We start from the raw sequence: 16,606 nt of genomic DNA, 5'->3' as shown, positions 1-16,606 counted from the left end.
GGCGGCGTGGACGTGGCCCGAATCATCGCATTCCGGCCCGTGACCACCGCCGCCCGGCCGCCCTCGCAGGACCGGAGAGCGCTCTCCACCTCGTGCTATAAATGCCTGCATGAGCACCGATCTCCCGCACACGTCGGGAGCCCCCACGCTGGAGGACGTGGCCCGTGTGGCGGGAGTGTCCCGGGCGACCGTCTCGCGCGTGATCAACGGTATCCGCAACGTCGCGCCGGACATCCAGGAGGCGGTGCACCGCGCCATCGAGACCACCGGCTACGTGCCGAACCGGGCCGCCCGCTCCCTCGTCACCCGCCGCACGGGAGCGGTCGCGCTGGTCGTGTCGGGCGCGGGCGACGCGGAGGGCGGCGAGCCGTTCGAGTCCCGCGTCTTCGCCGACCCGTTCTTCGGCCGGGTCGCCAGCGGCGTGGTGGGATACCTGCGGCCGCAGGGCATCCACCCGGTGCTGATGCTGGCGGACTCGGCGCAGACCCGCGACGACGTCGTGTCCTTCCTCCGGCAGGGCAGCGCCGACGGCGCCCTGGTCGTCTCGACGCACGGCGAGGACCCGCTGCCGAAACTGCTGGTGGACGCCGGGCTGCCCGCCGTGCTGTGGGCGCGGCCCGCCCGGCCGATCCCGATCAGCTACGTCGACCTCGCCCACCGGGCCGGCGCGGCGCTGGCGGCCGACCACCTGGTGGCGCGCGGCTGCCGCCGGGTGGCCACCATCAGCGGCCCCTTCGACGTGCCCGCCGCGCAGGACCGGTTGTCGGGGTTCCAGGAGGCCATGGCCGGGCACGGCCACCCGTACGTGCCGGCCGTGGAGGGGGACTTCATGCCCGCGAGCGGGGAGGCGGGCATGCACCGGCTCATCAAGGAACACCCGGACATCGACGGCGTCTTCGCCGCCAACGACCTCATGGCGCAGGGCGCGCTGCTCGCGCTGCGCGACCTCGGGCGCCGGGTGCCCGACGACGTCGCGGTGATCGGGTTCGACGACAGCGCCGCGGTCACCTGCCGCCCGCCGCTGACGACCGTGCGCCAGCCGATGGAGGACATGGCCGCCGAGATGGCCCGCCTGCTGCTCGCGCAGGTCGCGGACCCGGACTTCCGGGTCACCTCGGTCATCGTGCAGCCGACGCTGGTGGTCCGCGAGTCGGCCTGACGGACCACCGGCGCCGCGTCTTTCACGCCACGCGCAGCCCCTTGCTCGCCTTGATGATCTCGGCGTAGCGGTGTCCGCTCGACTTCACGGTCCGCGCCTGGGTCTCGTAGTCGACGTGCACCAGGCCGAACCGCTTGTCGTATCCGTACGCCCACTCGAAGTTGTCCAGCAGCGACCACGCGAAGTAGCCCGCCACCGGCGCCCCCTGTTCGATGGCCCGGCCGCAGGCCGCGATGTGGTCCTCCAGGTAGGCCAGGCGCTCCGGGTCGTCCACGGTCCCGTCGGGGCCGACCGTGTCGCGCCAGGCGGACCCGCTCTCGGTGACGTACAGACGGGGCGCGGCGTACTCCCGGGCGAGGCGCACCAGCAGGCGCTCCAGACCGCCCGCGTCGGCCTCCCAGCCCATGGCCGTGGTCGTCGCCCCCGGCACCTCCAGCTGCCGCGCGTACGGCACCGGCCCCTCGGGGTCGGCCGCGACCAACTGCCGGAAGTAGTAGTTGACGCCCAGGTAGTCGAGCGGGGCGGCGATCGTCTCCAGGTCGCCGGTCCGGATCGGCAGGTCGACGCCGTACACCGCGAGCATGTCCTCGGGGTAGCCGCGGCCGGTGACCGGGTCGAGCCACCAGCGGTTGACGTGCCCGTCGAGGCGCCGCGCGGCGGCGTGGTCCTCCTCGCTGTCGCTCGCGGGGTCGATCGGGCTGAGGTTGTTGACGATCCCGATCGACGGCGTGAGCCGCGCCGCGGCCCGTACGGCCTGCACCGCGAGGCCGTGCCCGAGGTGGAGGTGGTAGGAGGTGCGGACGGCCGCCTCCAGGTCTCGCAGGCCGGGGGCCATGGAGCCCTCCAGGTGCCCGTGCCAGGAGCAGCACAGCGGCTCGTTGATCGTCGTCCAGTCGGCGACGCGGTCACCGAGCCGTTCGGCCACGACGGCGGCGTAGTCGGCGAAGCGCTGCGCGGTGTCGCGCTCGGGCCACCCGCCGCGGTCCTGCAACGCCTGCGGCAGGTCCCAGTGGTAGAGGGTCGCGAACGGCCGGATGCCGGCGTCGAGCAGGGCATCCACGAGGCGGTCGTAGAAGGCGAGCCCGCGCGGGTTGACCGCTCCCGTGCCGTCGGGCACCACGCGGGGCCAGGCCACCGAGAAGCGGTAGGCGTCCACGCCGAGTCGTTCGAGCAGGCCGACGTCCTCGCGCCACCGGTGGTAGTGGTCGCAGGCCACGTCTCCGGTGTCGCCGCCGTCGATCGCCCCGGGCACCGCGCAGAAGGTGTCCCAGATCGAGGGCAGCCTGCCGTCCTCGAGGGCCGCGCCCTCGATCTGGTAGGCCGAGGTGGCGACGCCCCAGACGAAATCGGTGAAAGCGGTTACATCGGGGACATGGCCGCGCTGCGGCTCCATTCGCTGGTTCTCCTTGGTTCGACGGTGGTGGTGAAGGTGGTCGAGCTGAAGGTGGCCGAGGTGAGCGTTCACTTCACGGCGCCGGCGGTGAGCCCCTGCACGAGGTAGCGCTGCAGCAGCAGGAACCCGGCCACCACGGGGACACTGACGACCAGGGAGGCCGCCATGATCTGGTTCCAGTAGACGTCGTTCTCGGTGGCGTACCCCTGGAGGCCGACGGCGAGGGTGCGGCTCGACTCGTCGGTCATGACCGAGGCGAACAGCACCTCCCCCCACGCCGTCATGAACGCGTAGATCGCGACGGCCACGATACCGGGGGTGGCGGCGGGAAGGACGACCCGCAGCAGCGCCCCGATCGGGCCGCTGCCGTCCACCTGGGCGGCCTCGTCCAGTGCCGTCGGGATCGAGTCGAAATATCCGGCGAGCATCCAGATCGAGAACGGCAGCGAGAAGGTCAGATAGGTGATGATCAGCCCGGTGCGGCTGGCGTACAGCTCGACCCCGAGCGCGGTCCCGAGGTTCACGTAGATCATGAACAGGGGAAGCAGGAAGAGGATGCCGGGGAACATCTGCGTCGACAGCACGGTGACCGAGAAGATCCGGCGCCCGGGGAAGCGGAAGCGGCTGATCGCGTACGCGGCGAAGATCGCGATGAGGACCGACACCAGCGCGGCCACCGACGCCACGATCAGGCTGTTGGCGAAGTAACGCGCCAGCGGGACCGTCCGCCACATGTCGGCGAACGGCCGGAGCGTGATCGTCGTGGGGATCCAGTGGAAGTCCCCCTGCACGTCCTGCAGCGGCTTGATCGCCGAGGTCAGCATCACGTACAGCGGGGTCAGGGTGAACAGGCCGAGCAGGCCGAGGCCGGCCCACCGCGCCCACGGCAGCCAGCGGGGGTCACGCATCGCTCCTCCTCCGGGACGTCGCCACCAGATACACGGCGGTCACCACCAGCAGGAACAGCAGGAGCAGCACCGACATGGCCGAGCCCGAGCCGAAGTTCCAGGTGACGAACGAGCTCTGGTAGATGTGGATCGAGATCAGGTCCGCGTCCTGCGGCGCCGACTTGCCGAACAGCACGTACGGCGTGTTGAAGTCGTTGAACGTCCACAGGAACAGCACCAGGACGAGCACCTGGTTGACGGGGCGCAGCATGGGCAGCGTCACCGCGCGCAGCCGCCGGCCCCAGCCCGCGCCGTCGATCGCGGCCGCCTCGTACAGGTCGCCGGGGATGTTCTGCAGCCCGGCCATCAGCACGAGGAAGGCGAACGGCCACGACCGCCACACGCAGACCACGATGAGGGACCAGAAGCTGTTGGACCCGATCAGCCAGAACGGCCGCTCGCCGAACAGGTGCAACTGGTCCACCAGCACGTGGTTGACGAGCCCCGAGTCGCGCTGGAGCAGGAAGCTCCAGGTGATCACCCCGGCGTAGACCGGCAGTGCGTACGGCACGAGGAACAGCGCGCGCAGCACGGCCCGGCCCCGGAACGAGCCCTGCATGAGCACCGCGCCGCAGATGCCGAACAGCCACGACAGCCCGACGGTGAGCACGGTGAACACGACCGTGACGAGGAACGAGTGCAGCAGCGAGCGGCCGACCGCACTGTCGAAGTCGACGGCGACGGTGTAGTTGTCCAGCCCCGCGAAGGGCGCGGCCGACCAGTTGCGCAGGAAGAACTGGGTGAGCTTCAGGAAGCTCATCCCGATGCCGATCAGCATCGGCACCAGGTGGACGAGCAGTTCGAGCAGCACGGCCGGAAGGATCAGCAGGTAGGGCAGGGCGGCCCGGCGCAACCGCACCGGGACCCGGTCCGCGAGCCCCCGCCTCCGATCGCTCCGAGACACGGGGCCGATCGGAGACACAGGGCCGATCGGAGACACGGGGCCGATCGGAGACACAGGGCCGATCGGAGACACAGGGTCGCCTGGAGGCGGAGGCTCTTCCGGAGACGAGGGCATTTCAGGAGGCGTGGGCGTTTCCGGAGGCGTGGGACCGTGTCCCGCTCCGGGCCGGGACGCGGCGGGCATCGCCGTCGGATCCGGTGCGGGGCGGGGGGAACGCCTGCCGCCCGATGCCGTCCTGGTGCGCCCCGCAGGGGCATCGGTCAGGGCTTGGCCGTCGTCTGCCCCGGCCACCTCGGCCGGGGACAGCGAGAAGCCGTCCTCTTCAGGGGACGGAGGAGTCACGGACTTCCTCTCGATGTCGAGGTCTGCGTCAGGGCGCCGGGCGGAGCCTCCGCCCGGCGCGGGCTCACCGGGCCGCTCAGCCGCCCATCTGCTGGTTGGCCTCGGTCAGCTTGGCCTTGACGGCCTCCTCCGTGGCCGGCTTGCCGCTCGCGACGTCGGCGAACAGCTGGTTCATCGCGTTGCCCACGAGCGTCTCGAACTGGCTCTCCTGCGCCACCTGCGGCAGCGGCGCGGCCGTGGTGGAGAGGATCTGCTGGAACGTCTTGATCGTCTCGCTCTCGAACGCGGGGTCGTCGTAGGCGTCCGTGACGGTCGGCAGCGAGCCGTACGCCTTGTTGAGGTTCTGCTGGGCCTGCTTTGACGTCATGAACTGGACGAACTTCAGCGCCCCGTCCTTGTTGGCGGCCGTCTTGAACACGGCGAGGTTGATGCCGGCGACCATCGCGTTGACCTGCTTGCCGCCCTGCGACGGATCGGGCAGCGGGATCGGGGCCAGGCCGTAGTCGTCCTCGCTCCAGCCGGCCTGCTTGAGCTGCGTGGCGATCGACTGCCACATCAGCATCCCGGCCTTGCCGGAGACGAAGTCCTGCACCGCCTCGGTGCCGTTGGCATACTCGGCGTTGCTCGGGTTGACGATCTTGTGGACGGCCATCAGGTCGAGGTACTGCTTGATGGCCGCGACCTCCTGGTCGGAGTCGAAGCGCGGCTTGCCGGAGGCGTCGAACAGATCCGCGCCGTGCTGCTGGCCGAAGATGAAGGCGTGGTGGGCGTTCTCGCTGACGCTCGCGCCCTCCACCGCGAGCCCCCACTTGCCGTCCTTGGTCAGCTTCTTGCCGTCCGCGATCAGCTCGTCCCAGGTCGCCGGCGGCTTGTCGATGCCGGCCTCCTTGAACATCTTCTTGTTGTAGAAGAGGCCGTAGGTCATGCCGTAGATCGGTACGGCGGTGGGCGGCTGGCCGGGGGCGCCGGTCGCGGCGAGGCTGGGGCCGAGGAAGCGCTCCTTGCCTCCGAGCGTCTTGAGCAGGGCGTCGTCCCACGGCACGAACGCCCCGGTCGCCTGCAGCGAGGCCGACCAGGTGTTGCCGATGTTGACGACGTCCGGGCCCTTGCCCGACGTGGTCGCGGCGAGGATCCGGTTGAGCAGGTCGGCCCACGGGACGACCTCCAGGTTCACCTTGATCCCCGTCTCCTTGGTGAACCTGTCCAGCTCGGGCTTGAGCACCTCCTTGTCGTTCTCCAGGCTGGTGCCCTGGTTGGACGCCCAGTAGGTGATCGTCTGGGCCGCGCTTCCACCGGCCGAGCCGGCCGTGGACGACGAGTCGTCGGTGCCGCAGGCCGTCGCGGCGAGCACGAGGGCTCCGGCGACGGCGAAGAGATATGGCTTGCGTCTGCGCACGGGTGTTGTCCTCACTCTTGCGGTGCGACCGCCCGCCCGTGCGGGCGGCGGCCTGGGGGGTGAACGGTCCTTCTCGCCGGTGAAGGCGCGGTGCTGTGACGGGGCGGTGCTGTGACGACGCGTCCTGTCGCAGCGCGGCGCGGACGGCCCCCAGCCGCGGGAGTCGTCCCAGGTGACGGTGCCCGCCACGCGAGCACGGGCTCTCCGCACCGCCGCCGGTTTGGAGAGCGCTCTCCACGGAGGAGAGTGTCGCGGAAGGCGGAGAGTGTCAAGGGGCGGCCCTCCCCCACCCCCGCACGGCCGGCCGGCCCGATTCTGTTTCACCGGTATGACCTGCGGGTTTCCAGCGCGTCGAGAACTCGCCTTGACAGGGCGACTCTCCGGGTCCACGCTCTGGGAAAGCGCTCTCCTGCCCGCTTTCCACATCTCCGCCGAAGAGAGGCCGCCGTTTCTCCACCGCCCGCCGGGCACGTTCCCGGCTCTCCCCGCCGGCCGGCGGCGCATCGCCCCCGCCCGGCCGCGCAGGCCCGTACGCAGGGCTTTTGACGCTTCGGTGAGCGACTCCCCTACCGAGACGCGAACATACGCCGGGGGAAAGCGAACTGCCGCAAAGCGCACACCAGGCATCCACACAGCAGGGAAAGACCCCCACGCGGACGGGGGACCGGCGTGACCGCCTCACCGCCGTACCCCGACGGCACCGGATATCGGGCCGGTGGCGAAACGCGCGACGACGCCGGGCCCGTTCACGCGAAACCGCCGCAGACGCCGAGTGCGCGACATTTACAATACAGATCTGCACTGTATTGTAAGTGGCATGGTTGAAGCGGAACCAGAGCGGCCTCCGGGACGTCCGCGCAGCGCGGACATCGACGCGGCCGTCCTCACCGCGGCCGTGGACCTGCTGATCGAGCGCGGGGTCGACGCCGTCACGATCGAGCAGGTCGCCCGCCGCGCGGGGGTGACCCGGGCGACGGTGTACCGGCGGTTCCCGGACAAGATCCGGCTGCTCGTCGCCGCGCTCGGCGCGGGCCAGGACGCGTCGCCTCCGCCGCCGGAGCCGGTCGACATCGAGCAGATGCTCGCCATATGGGCCCGCCACCTGGCCCTGCCCCGGCTGCGAAAGCTCACCCGCCGGCTGATGACCTCGCTCCACGACCACCCCGCGCTGCGGGAGGCGTACTGGAACGCGAGCATCCGGCGGCGCGAGGAGGCGATCCGCGCCAGCCTGGAGCACGCGCGCGATCACGGGAGGTTCCCGCCCTCCGCCGACCTCGGCGTCATCCAGACGATTCTCACCGGCGCGGTCGGCACGCACCTCACCACCCAGCCCGACACCAGCAGCGAGGACGAGATCCGCGACTTCCTGCTGGCCGTGCTCCACCAGACCGGTTACCGCGGAGGCGAGCGACCGGCGTGACCACCGGGAGGACCGGATGCGGAAGATCCCCGTCGACTTCACGGGAGTGCGCGTCACCGCGCTTCTGGAGCTCTACCTGCGCTGGCTCGACAGCCGGGACCGGCACCCGATCCTCGGCGACGAGTGGGCCCGGCAGGCGATCGACCGGCTGGACTTCGACTTCGCCCAGTTCACGTCGCTCGGCATCGGACGCTTCGCGGTCGGAGTGCGCTCACGGATGATGGACGACTGGGTCAGGGACTTCCTCGGCCGCGCGTCCGGCGCGGTCGTCCTCGACATCGGCTGCGGGTTCGACAGCCGTGTCCGGCGCGTCGACCCGGCAGAAGGCCACCATTGGTACGACGTGGACTTCCCCGACATCGTCGAGATCGCGGGCCGGCTGTACCCCCCGCGTCCCGGTCACACCGCCGTCGGCGCGTCCGTCACCGAGCCCGGCTGGCTCGATTCGATCCCCCGGGACAGGCCCGCGATCGTGGTCGCCGACGGCCTGCTGAACTTCCTCCCCGAACCCGACGTACGCCGGATCCTCACCCAGATCGTCGAGCACTTCCCCAGCGGGGAGATCGTCTTCAACATCACCTCCCCCGTGGTCAGGAAGCAGCGCGAGAGACGACCCGTGCCGGTCTTCGTGAAGTTCGGGATCAGCGAACAGTGGTTTCCCGGCGACCCGCGCGACGTCGAGGGATTCCATCGCAGGCTTCACCTCGCGGAGGTCGGCAGCCCGGGCGACGGCTCCCTGCTCAGCCGCTCCCCGCTGTACTACCGGCTGCTGGTGGCCCTGATCGGCCTGGTCCCCGCGTGGCGGAACGCCGGGTGGATCCTGCGTTACCGCTTCTGACACGGCGCCGTACGTCCGGATCGGGCACAGGGTTACGATCAAGAACAAGGACGGATCAAGGGGGAGCGGCGATGGCGCGAGGGACCAGGTCGTGAGGGCCGCCCGGCTGCACAAGGTGGGCGACATCCGGCTGTCCGAGGAGCCTCGCCCCGTTCCCGGGCCCGGAGAGAGCCTTGTCCGGGTCACCGCCGTCGGTCTGTGCGGCTCCGACCTGCACTGGTACTCCGAGGGAGGCATCGGCGACGCGGTGCTGGACGATCCACTCGTCGTGGGGCACGAGATCGCCGGAGTGATCGAAGGCGGCCCGCGGCACGGCACGCGGGTCGCGGTCGACCCCGCCATCCCCTGCGGCCGGTGCGGGGTCTGCGCGACGGGATACGGCAACCTGTGCCCGGACGTCCGCTTCGCCGGGCACGGCACGCTCGACGGCGGCCTGCGCGAGTACCTCGCCTGGCCCGACGACCTGCTGCACCCGCTGCCCGACGCGCTCTCCGACAACGACGGGGCCATGCTCGAACCGCTCGGTGTGGCGATCCACGCCGTTGACCTGGGACACCTGGGGCTCGGGGCGCCCGTGGCCGTCGTCGGCTGCGGGCCGATCGGGCTGCTGGTGATCCAGCTCGCCCGGCTCGCCGGCGCCTCGGCGGTGGTCGCCGTCGATCCCCTGCCGCACCGCCGCGCCGCCGCCCTGCGGCTCGGCGCCGACCACGCCCTGTCCCCGGAGGAGGCGGGACCGGCCGCGTGGACCGGCATCGACGGGCTCGACGGCCTCGGCGTACGGGTGGCCTTCGAGGTGGCGGGCGACGACGACGCGGTGCGCATGGCCATGACCGCGGCCCGGCCCGGCGGCCGGGTCGTGCTGGCCGGCATCCCCGACGAGGACCGCACGTCGTTCCCCGCGTCGCTGGCCCGGCGCAAGGGCCTCACGCTCGCGCTGGTCCGGCGGATGAACCTCACCTATCCCCGGGCGATCCGCCTCGTCGAGAACGGGTCGGTGGACGTGTCGTCGCTGGTCACCGACCGCTTCCCGCTTGCGGCGACGGCGGACGCCTTCGCCGCCGCCGTGTCCCGGCGCGGGCTCAAGGTCGTGGTCGAACCGCAGAGCTGACGGGCCGGCCCCGGCCGGTGCGATCTCATCGGCTGACGAACTGGTCGTACCCGAGCTTGGCGACCAGGGCGGCCACCACGCACAGCAGGACGACGCGGACGAATCCCGTTCCCCGGTTGAGCGCCATCCGTGCGCCGATCTGCGCTCCGGTGATGTTGCAGACGGCCATGGCCAGGCCGAGCGCCCACACCACGTGGCCCTGCGCGGCGAAGACGACGAGCGCCCCGAGGTTGGTGCCGGTGTTGACGACCTTCGCGGTGGCGGAGGCGTGGACGAAGTCCATCCCGAGGATCGAGGTGAACGCGATGAGCAGGAACGTGCCGGTGCCCGGCCCCACGATGCCGTCGTAGTAGGCGATGCCGACGCCCGCGACCGCGACCCCCGTCATCACCCGCGCACGCGTACGCAGATGCGGGTGGGGCAGCCGGCCGAACCCCGGCCGCAGAGTCACGAACGCCCCCACGCCCAGCAGCACGACCATCACCAGCGGCTTCAGCACGTCCGCGTCGAGCAGCGCCGCCGAGGCGGCGCCGAGGCCGGCGAAGGCGACCGCGAGCGCCGCGGCCGGCACGGCCACCGCCCGGTCGAGCTTCGTCTTGCTCGCGTAGGTGACGGCGGCCGAGCCCGTCCCGAAGATCGCGGCGGACTTGTTCGTCGCCAGCGCCTGGACCGGTGTGAGACCGGCCAGCAGCAGCACCGGAAGCTGAAGCAGCCCTCCCCCGCCGACGACGGCGTCCACCCATCCGGCGGCCACGGCGGCGAGCAGCAGGAGCACCACCTGTCCGGCACCCATGTGATTGCGTCCCCCTTTGTACCCTTTTGACCCTGACCCGACGAGCGAGCCTAGCGGGCGGTGGGCAGCCCGGCGTTGGCCAGGATCGCCTCTACGGGCACCGTCGTGCTCTCGGCGGCGGTCAAGCCCGAGGCGGCGAGGTGGGCGTCGACGATCCGCAGCCCGACGGGGTAGCCAGCGTGGTCGGGCAGGCCGACGGGCGGCTGCCCCATCAGCTCCGCCGTGGCGTCCCCGTGCACGTACGCCGTGAAGTTGTGCATGCCGGTCAGGTTCACGGCCTCGGTGATCGTGGCGTACGCGCTGTCGAGCGCGGGCCCCTCCAGGGAGGTGCTCCAGGGCCCGAGCCCCTCCGGTCCGTACAGCTCGCGGACGAACGCCTCGGCGAGCCCCTCGGAGACGATCTGCTCGCCGAGGGTGACGGCGGCGGGGTCCCAGACGACGTTCGAATACCTGATGTTGTGGTTGAGCTCGTGGACGGCGCAGTGCCCGAGGCGGCCGAGGTTCTCCTCGGTGGGCCAGACGAGAAGGTAGACCAGGCCCTTGCCGCTCATGCCGAGGTAGCCGTGGTTGCGCCGCACCAGGTGCTCCGCGTCCGGGTCGCCGAGGACGACGTAGACCTGCAGCGTCTCGGGGTGCCGGATGCCGGGAATGGCCTCGCGCTGGTGCTTCCACGCGGCGGTGAGCGCGTCGCGGACCTGCTCCCACACCCCCGCGTCGCGCATCCGCCGCAGCGCGGGCAGGTAGCGCTCGTCGTCCCGGTCGACGCGGAAGCCGGAGCCCTGGTGATGCATGCCGACGACGTCGGCGACCGGCATCCAGGGCACGGCGTCCCACATCGGGCGCAGCATGCGGGTGAGCGCCGCGGGCCGTTCCGCGAGGGGGGCGGCCAGCAGATCGGCCATCGCGGTGGCCGTGTCGTGAACGATGATCTCCATGCCGCCGACGCTAGAAGCTCACGCGACGTGAGGCTCAAGCGACTTTTCCCCCGCGCGGGGGAGGCGGGTCCCGCCCGGCGGGGAGGGCCGGCGAGGACGCGGCCGCGAGCCTGGAGTCATGGAAACGACACACCTTCGCCGCGGGTCTCGGCCCGCGCGCACCGGCGCGCTCGCCACGGCCGCCACCGCGGTGGCCGGTCTCGCGCTGACGGGCGTCGGGGCGAGCGGGATCGCCTTCGACATCGTGGGCGGGATCATGGCGGCGATCGCGGCGGTCACCGGGCAGAGCGGCGTCGTCGACCTGGGCTTCGACTTGCCGATGGCCGCCGCCCGCGCCGCCGCGCTCGCCGTCGGCACGACGCTCCTCGTGACCGCCGTACGACGTCGCCGCCGCGCGCGCGGGGCCTGCGCACGCTGCGGCCGGTCCGAAGGACCCAACGGCGCTCACGCCGAGGGACCCGGCGACGCTCAGGCCGAGGGACCGGACGGCGCTCAGGCCAAGGGACGCGACGACGCGGGCCGCACCTCTCCCGCCGGCGGGGGCCGGGAGACGTGGCAGGCTCGGGGATCATGGCAGAGGCTCAGCGTCCGCGCCGGATACCTCACCGTGCTGCTCGCGGCCGGGTACGGCGCGCTGAAGGTGCAGTGGGGTCTCGGGGGCACGGTCGGCCTCGCCGATCCCCGGCCGTTCGGGGACGTGCGCCTGTGGACGCCGGGACTGGGCGACACCGGGGTGCTCGCACTGATCGGCATGGCGCTCGGGCTCGGTTTCGCCCGGACCTGGCGGCCGCCGCTGCGCATGCCGCGGTGGATGCCGCTGACCGCCGCCTTCGTGGGGAGCGTGATGCTGGTCCCGGTCGGCGTCCTCGGCACGGGACTGCGCGTCGCGGTCGCCCTCGGCCTCGCGAATCCGTCCCTGGAAGGCGTCTCTCCCTGGGTTTTCGACGTCATCTATCCCTGGTTCCTCGCCTGGGGCCTGGCGATGGGGACGGCGGCCGTCGGCTACCACCACCGCACGCGTGGCGTCTGCCGCGCCTGCGGCCGGGGGCGGCCCGCCTTCGTACGGCACGCCCGCAGGGAGGGGGCGGCGGCGCGGGAGGGGGCGGCGACGACGACACTGTGATCAGAGGGACGAACGGTGAGGAGCTGATGTGACGTCGTGGAGCGACCACGCGATCTGGTGGCATGTCTACCCCCTGGGTTTCACCGGCGCCCCGTTGACGGCGGCGCCAGAGGGAGCGCCGGTCCGGCATCGGCTGCGGCGTCTGGAGAGCTGGCTCGACTACGCCGTGAACCTCGGCTGTTCTGGTCTGCAGCTCGGCCCGATCTTCGCGTCCGAGACGCACGGCTATGACACGGTGGATCACTTCCGGATCGATCCCCGGCTCGGGGACGACGACGACTTCGACCACCTGGTGGCGCAGGCGCGGCGGCGCGGGCTGCGGGTGTTGCTCGACGGTGTGTTCAACCACGTGGGCAGGGGGTTTCCGCTCTTCGCGCGGGCGCTCGCGGAAGGGCCGGACTCCCCCGCCGCCCGCTGGTTCCGTCCCGGTGACGGCGCGGGCGGCTTCGCCGTGTTCGAGGGCCACGATCAGCTGGTCGCGCTGAACCACGCGGAGCCCGCCGTCCTCGACCACGTCGTACGGGTGATGGGCCACTGGCTCGACCGTGGCGCGTCCGGCTGGCGGCTCGACGCGGCCTACACGGTGCCGCGCGCCTTCTGGCGGGAGGCCGTCACCCGGGTGCGGCGGCGGCATCCGGACGCCTGGTTCGCCGGCGAGGTGATCCACGGCGACTACACGGCGTACGTGACCGAGGGCGGGCTCGACTCGGTGACGCAGTACGAGCTCTGGAAGGCCATCTGGAGCTCGCTCAACGACGGCAACTTCTTCGAACTCGCCTGGGCGCTCGACCGGCACAACGGGCTGCTGGAGGTGTTCGCGCCGATGACGTTCGTCGGCAACCACGACGTGACGCGCCTGGCCAGCAGGCTGACCGATCCGCGGCACCTGGGGCACGCGCTGGCCGTCCTGTTCACGGTGGGCGGGGTGCCGAGCCTCTACTACGGCGACGAGCAGGCGCTCCCCGGGGTCAAGGAGGAACGCGCCGGGGGCGACGACGCTATCCGGCCCGCCTTCCCCAACGGCCCGGACGGCCTGGCCTCGCACGGCATGCCCGTGTACCGGCTCCACCAGCGGCTGATCGGGCTGCGCCGCCGGCACCCCTGGCTGGTCCGGGCTCGTACGAAGGCCGAGCACGTCGCCAACAGGGCCCTCGCGCTGCGCAGTGAGGGAGCGGCGGAAGAAGTCGTCACACTGCTCAACATCGGCGACGACGCCTATCGCTTCCCGGTGGACGTCTCCCGGCTGACCGTCGCGGACAGCTCTGCCGGGGCGGGCGGCCCGGACGAGGACCCCGCTCTCGTGCCCGCGCACGGCTGGCGGGTGCTTGTCCACAGGCCGTGACCGGACGGCACGGCCCGCGCCGCGACCGCGGGATCATCGAACCGTGAACCGCGTCCTCGCTCCGCTGCTCGACAGGGTCACCTACCGCAGGTGGGCCTGTCTGATCGTCGGCGGGGCGCTGCTCATGCCCTACATGATGGCCGGAGAGGCCGCGACGGCGCTGTGGCGTCCGACATCGGACGCCGGCGATCCGCTGCTGTCGGTGCAACTGCTGATCTTCATCGGGGTGCTCCCCGTGGTGGCCGTGTCAGGGCTGTTCCTGCCCATCCGGGCCTTCGAGGCCGCCGCCGCCCGCACCTTGCTGGGCGTGGCGGTGGAGGCCCCGCTGTCCCCCGTACAGCGGACATGGTCCGAACGCCGCCGGACCGCGGCGTGGTTCACCGTGCATCTCGGGATCGGCGGTCTGGTGAGCGGGATGACCCTGGCCATGGTGCCGTTCGCGGTCTGGCTCGCGGTCCTGCCGCTGGCCGGGGATCACCTCGGGCTGGTGCACCCCGGGCTCCGCGGCGGCTGGGCGACGATGTGGGGGCCGCCCGCAGGGGTGGCGGTCCTCGTCTGCCTGCTCTTCCTCGCTGTCGGCGTCGGCGCGCTGCTCGCCCGCCTGGCCCCCGCGCTCCTCGGGCCGTCCGCCGCCGACCGGCTCGCCCTGGCGCACCGGGCGGCCCACCGGCTGGCCGTCCGCAATCGCCTCGCGAGGGAGCTGCACGACTCGGTGGGCCACGCCCTCAGCGTGGTGACCGTACAGGCCGCCGCCGCGAACCGGGTGCTCGACCGGAACCCCGCCGCCGCCCGGGCCGCGCTGGAGGCGATCGAGACCTCCGCCCGCAACGCGCTGGACGAACTCGACCACGTCATCGGCGTGCTGCGGGAGGGCGCGGGGCGAGCCTCGCCGGAGCCGTCCCTCGGCGGCCTTCCCGCGTTGCTCGACGCCGCCGTCACCGGAGACAGACCGATCGTCCGGCGGCTTGGCGACCTGTCTGGCGTGCCTCCCGTGATCTCCCGGGAGGCCTACCGCGTCGCGCAGGAGGCGTTGACCAACGCGATCCGGCACGGCACGGGCCCGGTCGAGGTGGACGCCGAGGTGCGCGACCGCGTCCTGGAGCTGCGCGTGCGCAACGAGGTCCGTGCGCATCGCCGGCGGAGCATCACCGGATCACGCCGGCGCGACAGGAACGGCGGCGGCGCGGGGCACGGGCTGGACGGCATCCGGGAGCGGGTGACGCTGCTCGGCGGCCGGGTGGACGCGGGCGCCGACGGCGAGACGTGGCTGGTCGAAGTCCGCGTGCCGCTTCCGGGCGCGGACGCCGCCCGTCTCCCGGAAGCACGGGCATGAGCGAGGACTCAGGTGAGAGGCGGACGGGAACATGAGCACGAGCATCAGGGTGCTGCTGGCCGACGACGAGGACCTGATCCGCACCGGCCTGCGGATCATCGTCGAGTCCGAGCCCGGCCTGAGCGTCGTGGGCGAGGCGGCCGACGGCGCCGCGGCGGTGTCACTGGCCCGCTCGCTCAGGCCCGACGTCGTCCTGATGGACGTACGCATGCCCGCGGTGGACGGCATCCAGGCGACGCGGGCCCTCACAGCCGCGCAGGGCGCGCCCAAGGTGGTGGTGGTGACGACGTTCGAGAACGACGACTACGTCTACGAGGCGCTGCTGGCCGGCGCGAGCGGCTTCCTGCTCAAGCGGGCGAGGGCGGACGAGCTCGTCCAGGCGATCCGGGTGGTGGCGGCGGGCGAGTCGCTGCTGTTCCCTGCCGCCATCCGATCGCTGGTCGCGGCCCGCGGCGCCGCCCGCGCCGTCCCCGGCATCGGCCGGCTGACCGCGCGGGAGGGGGATGTGCTGCGGCTGATGGCACGCGGCCTGTCGAACGCGGAGATCGCCGCCGAGCTCGTCGTCGGCACGGAGACCGTCAAGACCCACGTGGGAAACGTCCTGACCAAGCTGGGCGCCCGCGACCGCACGCAGGCGGTGGTCGCCGCCTACGAGTCCGGCTTCGTCTCCCCCCGCTGAGCAAGGCGAACCCGCGTCACCCGCCGGCCAGACGCCACAGCGAGGTGCTTCGCGGCCCGGAGGCGCGCCGGGGTGGGGCAGCTCGATCCAGGCCGAGCCGGGCTTGCCCATAGCGGGGTGGGCACGTCTGCCACTCGGGTTGGGGCGCGATCGTTTTGCCGGCGGAGCGCTCCGCAGCGTCGCATGAGCCGAGCTCCGCTGACCCATACACGTGGAAGCGGCTACCGAGCTTGGAGTACACCGGCGTCGAGAGACGTCGCGAAGGTCTGCACGTAGTCGATGGCTGCCTGCAACGCGTCTTTCAGCGGAGCGATGTCCCGCGCGACCTGGGCGAGGAGCATGCCGCCCTGGAAGGCGGCAAGGAGCAGATTGGCCAGCTGCGTGGGATCCGCCTCAGCGCTGATGCGGCCGAGTCGCTGCATGCGCTCGATTCCATCGCGGAAGATGCCCCTCCACTGGTCGAACGCACTCGCGAGCTCGTCGTGCACGTCGAGGTCCGTCTTGATGATCTCGCTCGCCAGGGAGCCGAGGCTGCAGCCTTCCTGGTAGGCACGCTCGTAGCGGACGTAGAAATCCGCCCACTCCCGAAACGCGTCGAGGTTGTCGAAGCAGGTGAACCGCTCGCCGCGGTGGAACGTGAGAACGCGCTCGGCCTGCCAGGCGATCACGGCCAGGACGAGACTCTCCTTGGTCGGGAAGTAGTGGTTGAGCTGCGATCCGCTGACGCCGGCGGCGCGGCGGAGCTGTTCGTTTTTCGTCGCGTGGACGCCCTTGGCGTAGATGAGCTCCGCGGCGTGCTCCAGGATGCGGGCCCGCGTTGCCTGTCCCTTGTCGGTGAGCTTGTGGGGCTCCCGTGCTCCTGCGGTGGGTTTCATGCTTCAGAGGATACCTAAA

Annotated in this window: 15 protein-coding genes; 8 read left to right on the top strand and 7 right to left on the bottom strand. The window is 71.8% G+C overall.

The window, feature by feature from the left end; genetic code table 11:
- Positions 1–109: 109 nt before the first annotated feature.
- A complete protein-coding gene (locus ACIBK1_RS15285) occupies positions 110–1,159 on the top strand; it encodes a LacI family DNA-binding transcriptional regulator (RefSeq protein WP_396722994.1) in 1,050 nt (349 codons plus the stop codon).
- Between the two features lie 22 nt (positions 1,160–1,181).
- On the opposite strand, the gene ACIBK1_RS15280 is transcribed toward ACIBK1_RS15285, so the two are convergent.
- The 4 genes from ACIBK1_RS15280 to ACIBK1_RS15265 all read right to left on the bottom strand — a co-directional run bounded on the left by ACIBK1_RS15280 (position 1,182) and on the right by ACIBK1_RS15265 (position 6,141).
- Complete coding sequence (locus ACIBK1_RS15280) at positions 1,182–2,552, bottom strand: GH1 family beta-glucosidase (RefSeq protein ID WP_396735293.1); 1,371 nt, start codon at positions 2,550–2,552, stop codon at positions 1,182–1,184.
- Positions 2,553–2,620: 68 nt separating this feature from the next.
- Positions 2,621–3,460 carry a carbohydrate ABC transporter permease gene (locus ACIBK1_RS15275; RefSeq protein ID WP_030509866.1) on the bottom strand — a complete coding sequence of 280 codons (840 nt, stop codon included), beginning with the start codon at positions 3,458–3,460 and terminating at the stop codon, positions 2,621–2,623.
- Positions 3,453–4,403, bottom strand: coding sequence for a carbohydrate ABC transporter permease (locus tag ACIBK1_RS15270; RefSeq protein WP_231514021.1), 951 nt, complete (start codon positions 4,401–4,403; stop codon positions 3,453–3,455). Before ACIBK1_RS15270 ends, ACIBK1_RS15275 begins: the two co-directional genes overlap by 8 nt.
- 418 nt (positions 4,404–4,821) lie before the next feature.
- Positions 4,822–6,141, bottom strand: coding sequence for a sugar ABC transporter substrate-binding protein (locus ACIBK1_RS15265; RefSeq protein ID WP_396735289.1), 1,320 nt, complete (start codon positions 6,139–6,141; stop codon positions 4,822–4,824).
- Positions 6,142–6,958: 817 nt separating this feature from the next.
- Between ACIBK1_RS15265 and ACIBK1_RS15260 the strand changes: the two genes are divergently transcribed.
- The 3 genes from ACIBK1_RS15260 (at position 6,959) to ACIBK1_RS15250 (ending at position 9,507) form a co-directional block, all read left to right on the top strand.
- Positions 6,959–7,561 carry a TetR/AcrR family transcriptional regulator gene (locus tag ACIBK1_RS15260; RefSeq protein WP_396735286.1) on the top strand — a complete coding sequence of 201 codons (603 nt, stop codon included), beginning with the start codon at positions 6,959–6,961 and terminating at the stop codon, positions 7,559–7,561.
- 16 nt (positions 7,562–7,577) lie between these two features.
- Entirely contained in the window at positions 7,578–8,399 is an 822-nt protein-coding gene (locus ACIBK1_RS15255; RefSeq protein WP_396735283.1) for a class I SAM-dependent methyltransferase, read from the top strand.
- A 91-nt stretch (positions 8,400–8,490) separates the two neighbouring features.
- Positions 8,491–9,507, top strand: coding sequence for a zinc-binding dehydrogenase (locus ACIBK1_RS15250; protein WP_396735280.1), 1,017 nt, complete (start codon positions 8,491–8,493; stop codon positions 9,505–9,507).
- 25 nt (positions 9,508–9,532) lie between these two features.
- On the opposite strand, the gene ACIBK1_RS15245 is transcribed toward ACIBK1_RS15250, so the two are convergent.
- Both ACIBK1_RS15245 and ACIBK1_RS15240 read right to left on the bottom strand, forming a co-directional pair.
- The gene (locus ACIBK1_RS15245; protein WP_076439640.1) at positions 9,533–10,300 is read right to left on the bottom strand and encodes a TSUP family transporter; all 768 of its coding nucleotides are present in this window, start codon (positions 10,298–10,300) and stop codon (positions 9,533–9,535) included.
- 50 nt (positions 10,301–10,350) lie between these two features.
- Positions 10,351–11,235 carry a DUF2268 domain-containing protein gene (locus ACIBK1_RS15240; RefSeq protein ID WP_396735277.1) on the bottom strand — a complete coding sequence of 295 codons (885 nt, stop codon included), beginning with the start codon at positions 11,233–11,235 and terminating at the stop codon, positions 10,351–10,353.
- Positions 11,236–11,353: 118 nt separating this feature from the next.
- Between ACIBK1_RS15240 and ACIBK1_RS15235 the strand changes: the two genes are divergently transcribed.
- From ACIBK1_RS15235 to ACIBK1_RS15220, 4 genes are read left to right on the top strand one after another with little or no spacing between them, the layout of a single operon-like run.
- Positions 11,354–12,358 carry a hypothetical protein gene (locus ACIBK1_RS15235; protein ID WP_396735274.1) on the top strand — a complete coding sequence of 335 codons (1,005 nt, stop codon included), beginning with the start codon at positions 11,354–11,356 and terminating at the stop codon, positions 12,356–12,358.
- A gap of 28 nt (positions 12,359–12,386) precedes the next feature.
- Complete coding sequence (locus tag ACIBK1_RS15230; RefSeq protein WP_396735271.1) at positions 12,387–13,700, top strand: alpha-amylase family protein; 1,314 nt, start codon at positions 12,387–12,389, stop codon at positions 13,698–13,700.
- Positions 13,701–13,743: 43 nt separating this feature from the next.
- A complete protein-coding gene (locus ACIBK1_RS15225) occupies positions 13,744–15,033 on the top strand; it encodes a sensor histidine kinase (protein ID WP_396735268.1) in 1,290 nt (429 codons plus the stop codon).
- 31 nt (positions 15,034–15,064) lie between these two features.
- Positions 15,065–15,712 (top strand): response regulator, encoded by a 648-nt coding sequence (locus ACIBK1_RS15220; protein ID WP_030509877.1) that lies wholly within the window; start codon positions 15,065–15,067, stop codon positions 15,710–15,712.
- Between the two features lie 221 nt (positions 15,713–15,933).
- On the opposite strand, the gene ACIBK1_RS15215 is transcribed toward ACIBK1_RS15220, so the two are convergent.
- On the bottom strand, positions 15,934–16,587 hold the full coding sequence (locus ACIBK1_RS15215) for a TetR/AcrR family transcriptional regulator (protein ID WP_030509878.1): 654 nt from the start codon (positions 16,585–16,587) through the stop codon (positions 15,934–15,936).
- Between the last annotated feature and the right edge of the window lie 19 nt (positions 16,588–16,606).

The sequence above is a fragment of the Microbispora rosea genome (assembly GCF_044460045.1).
GTDB lineage: Bacteria > Actinomycetota > Actinomycetes > Streptosporangiales > Streptosporangiaceae > Microbispora > Microbispora rosea.
This window is presented reverse-complemented; position numbering and strand designations above follow the sequence as displayed.

What these genes read in the sequence shown, in the direction of transcription:
- ACIBK1_RS15220 (WP_030509877.1), top strand. Translation starts at nt 15,065, where the DNA reads ATGAGCACGAGCATCAGGGTGCTGCTGGCCGACGACGAGGACCTGATC.
- ACIBK1_RS15240 (WP_396735277.1), bottom strand. Translation starts at nt 11,235, where the DNA reads ATGGAGATCATCGTTCACGACACGGCCACCGCGATGGCCGATCTGCTG.
- ACIBK1_RS15215 (WP_030509878.1), bottom strand. Translation starts at nt 16,587, where the DNA reads ATGAAACCCACCGCAGGAGCACGGGAGCCCCACAAGCTCACCGACAAG.
- ACIBK1_RS15255 (WP_396735283.1), top strand. Translation starts at nt 7,578, where the DNA reads ATGCGGAAGATCCCCGTCGACTTCACGGGAGTGCGCGTCACCGCGCTT.
- ACIBK1_RS15285 (WP_396722994.1), top strand. Translation starts at nt 110, where the DNA reads ATGAGCACCGATCTCCCGCACACGTCGGGAGCCCCCACGCTGGAGGAC.
- ACIBK1_RS15235 (WP_396735274.1), top strand. Translation starts at nt 11,354, where the DNA reads ATGGAAACGACACACCTTCGCCGCGGGTCTCGGCCCGCGCGCACCGGC.
- ACIBK1_RS15280 (WP_396735293.1), bottom strand. Translation starts at nt 2,552, where the DNA reads ATGGAGCCGCAGCGCGGCCATGTCCCCGATGTAACCGCTTTCACCGAT.
- ACIBK1_RS15245 (WP_076439640.1), bottom strand. Translation starts at nt 10,300, where the DNA reads ATGGGTGCCGGACAGGTGGTGCTCCTGCTGCTCGCCGCCGTGGCCGCC.
- ACIBK1_RS15260 (WP_396735286.1), top strand. Translation starts at nt 6,959, where the DNA reads ATGGTTGAAGCGGAACCAGAGCGGCCTCCGGGACGTCCGCGCAGCGCG.
- ACIBK1_RS15275 (WP_030509866.1), bottom strand. Translation starts at nt 3,460, where the DNA reads ATGCGTGACCCCCGCTGGCTGCCGTGGGCGCGGTGGGCCGGCCTCGGC.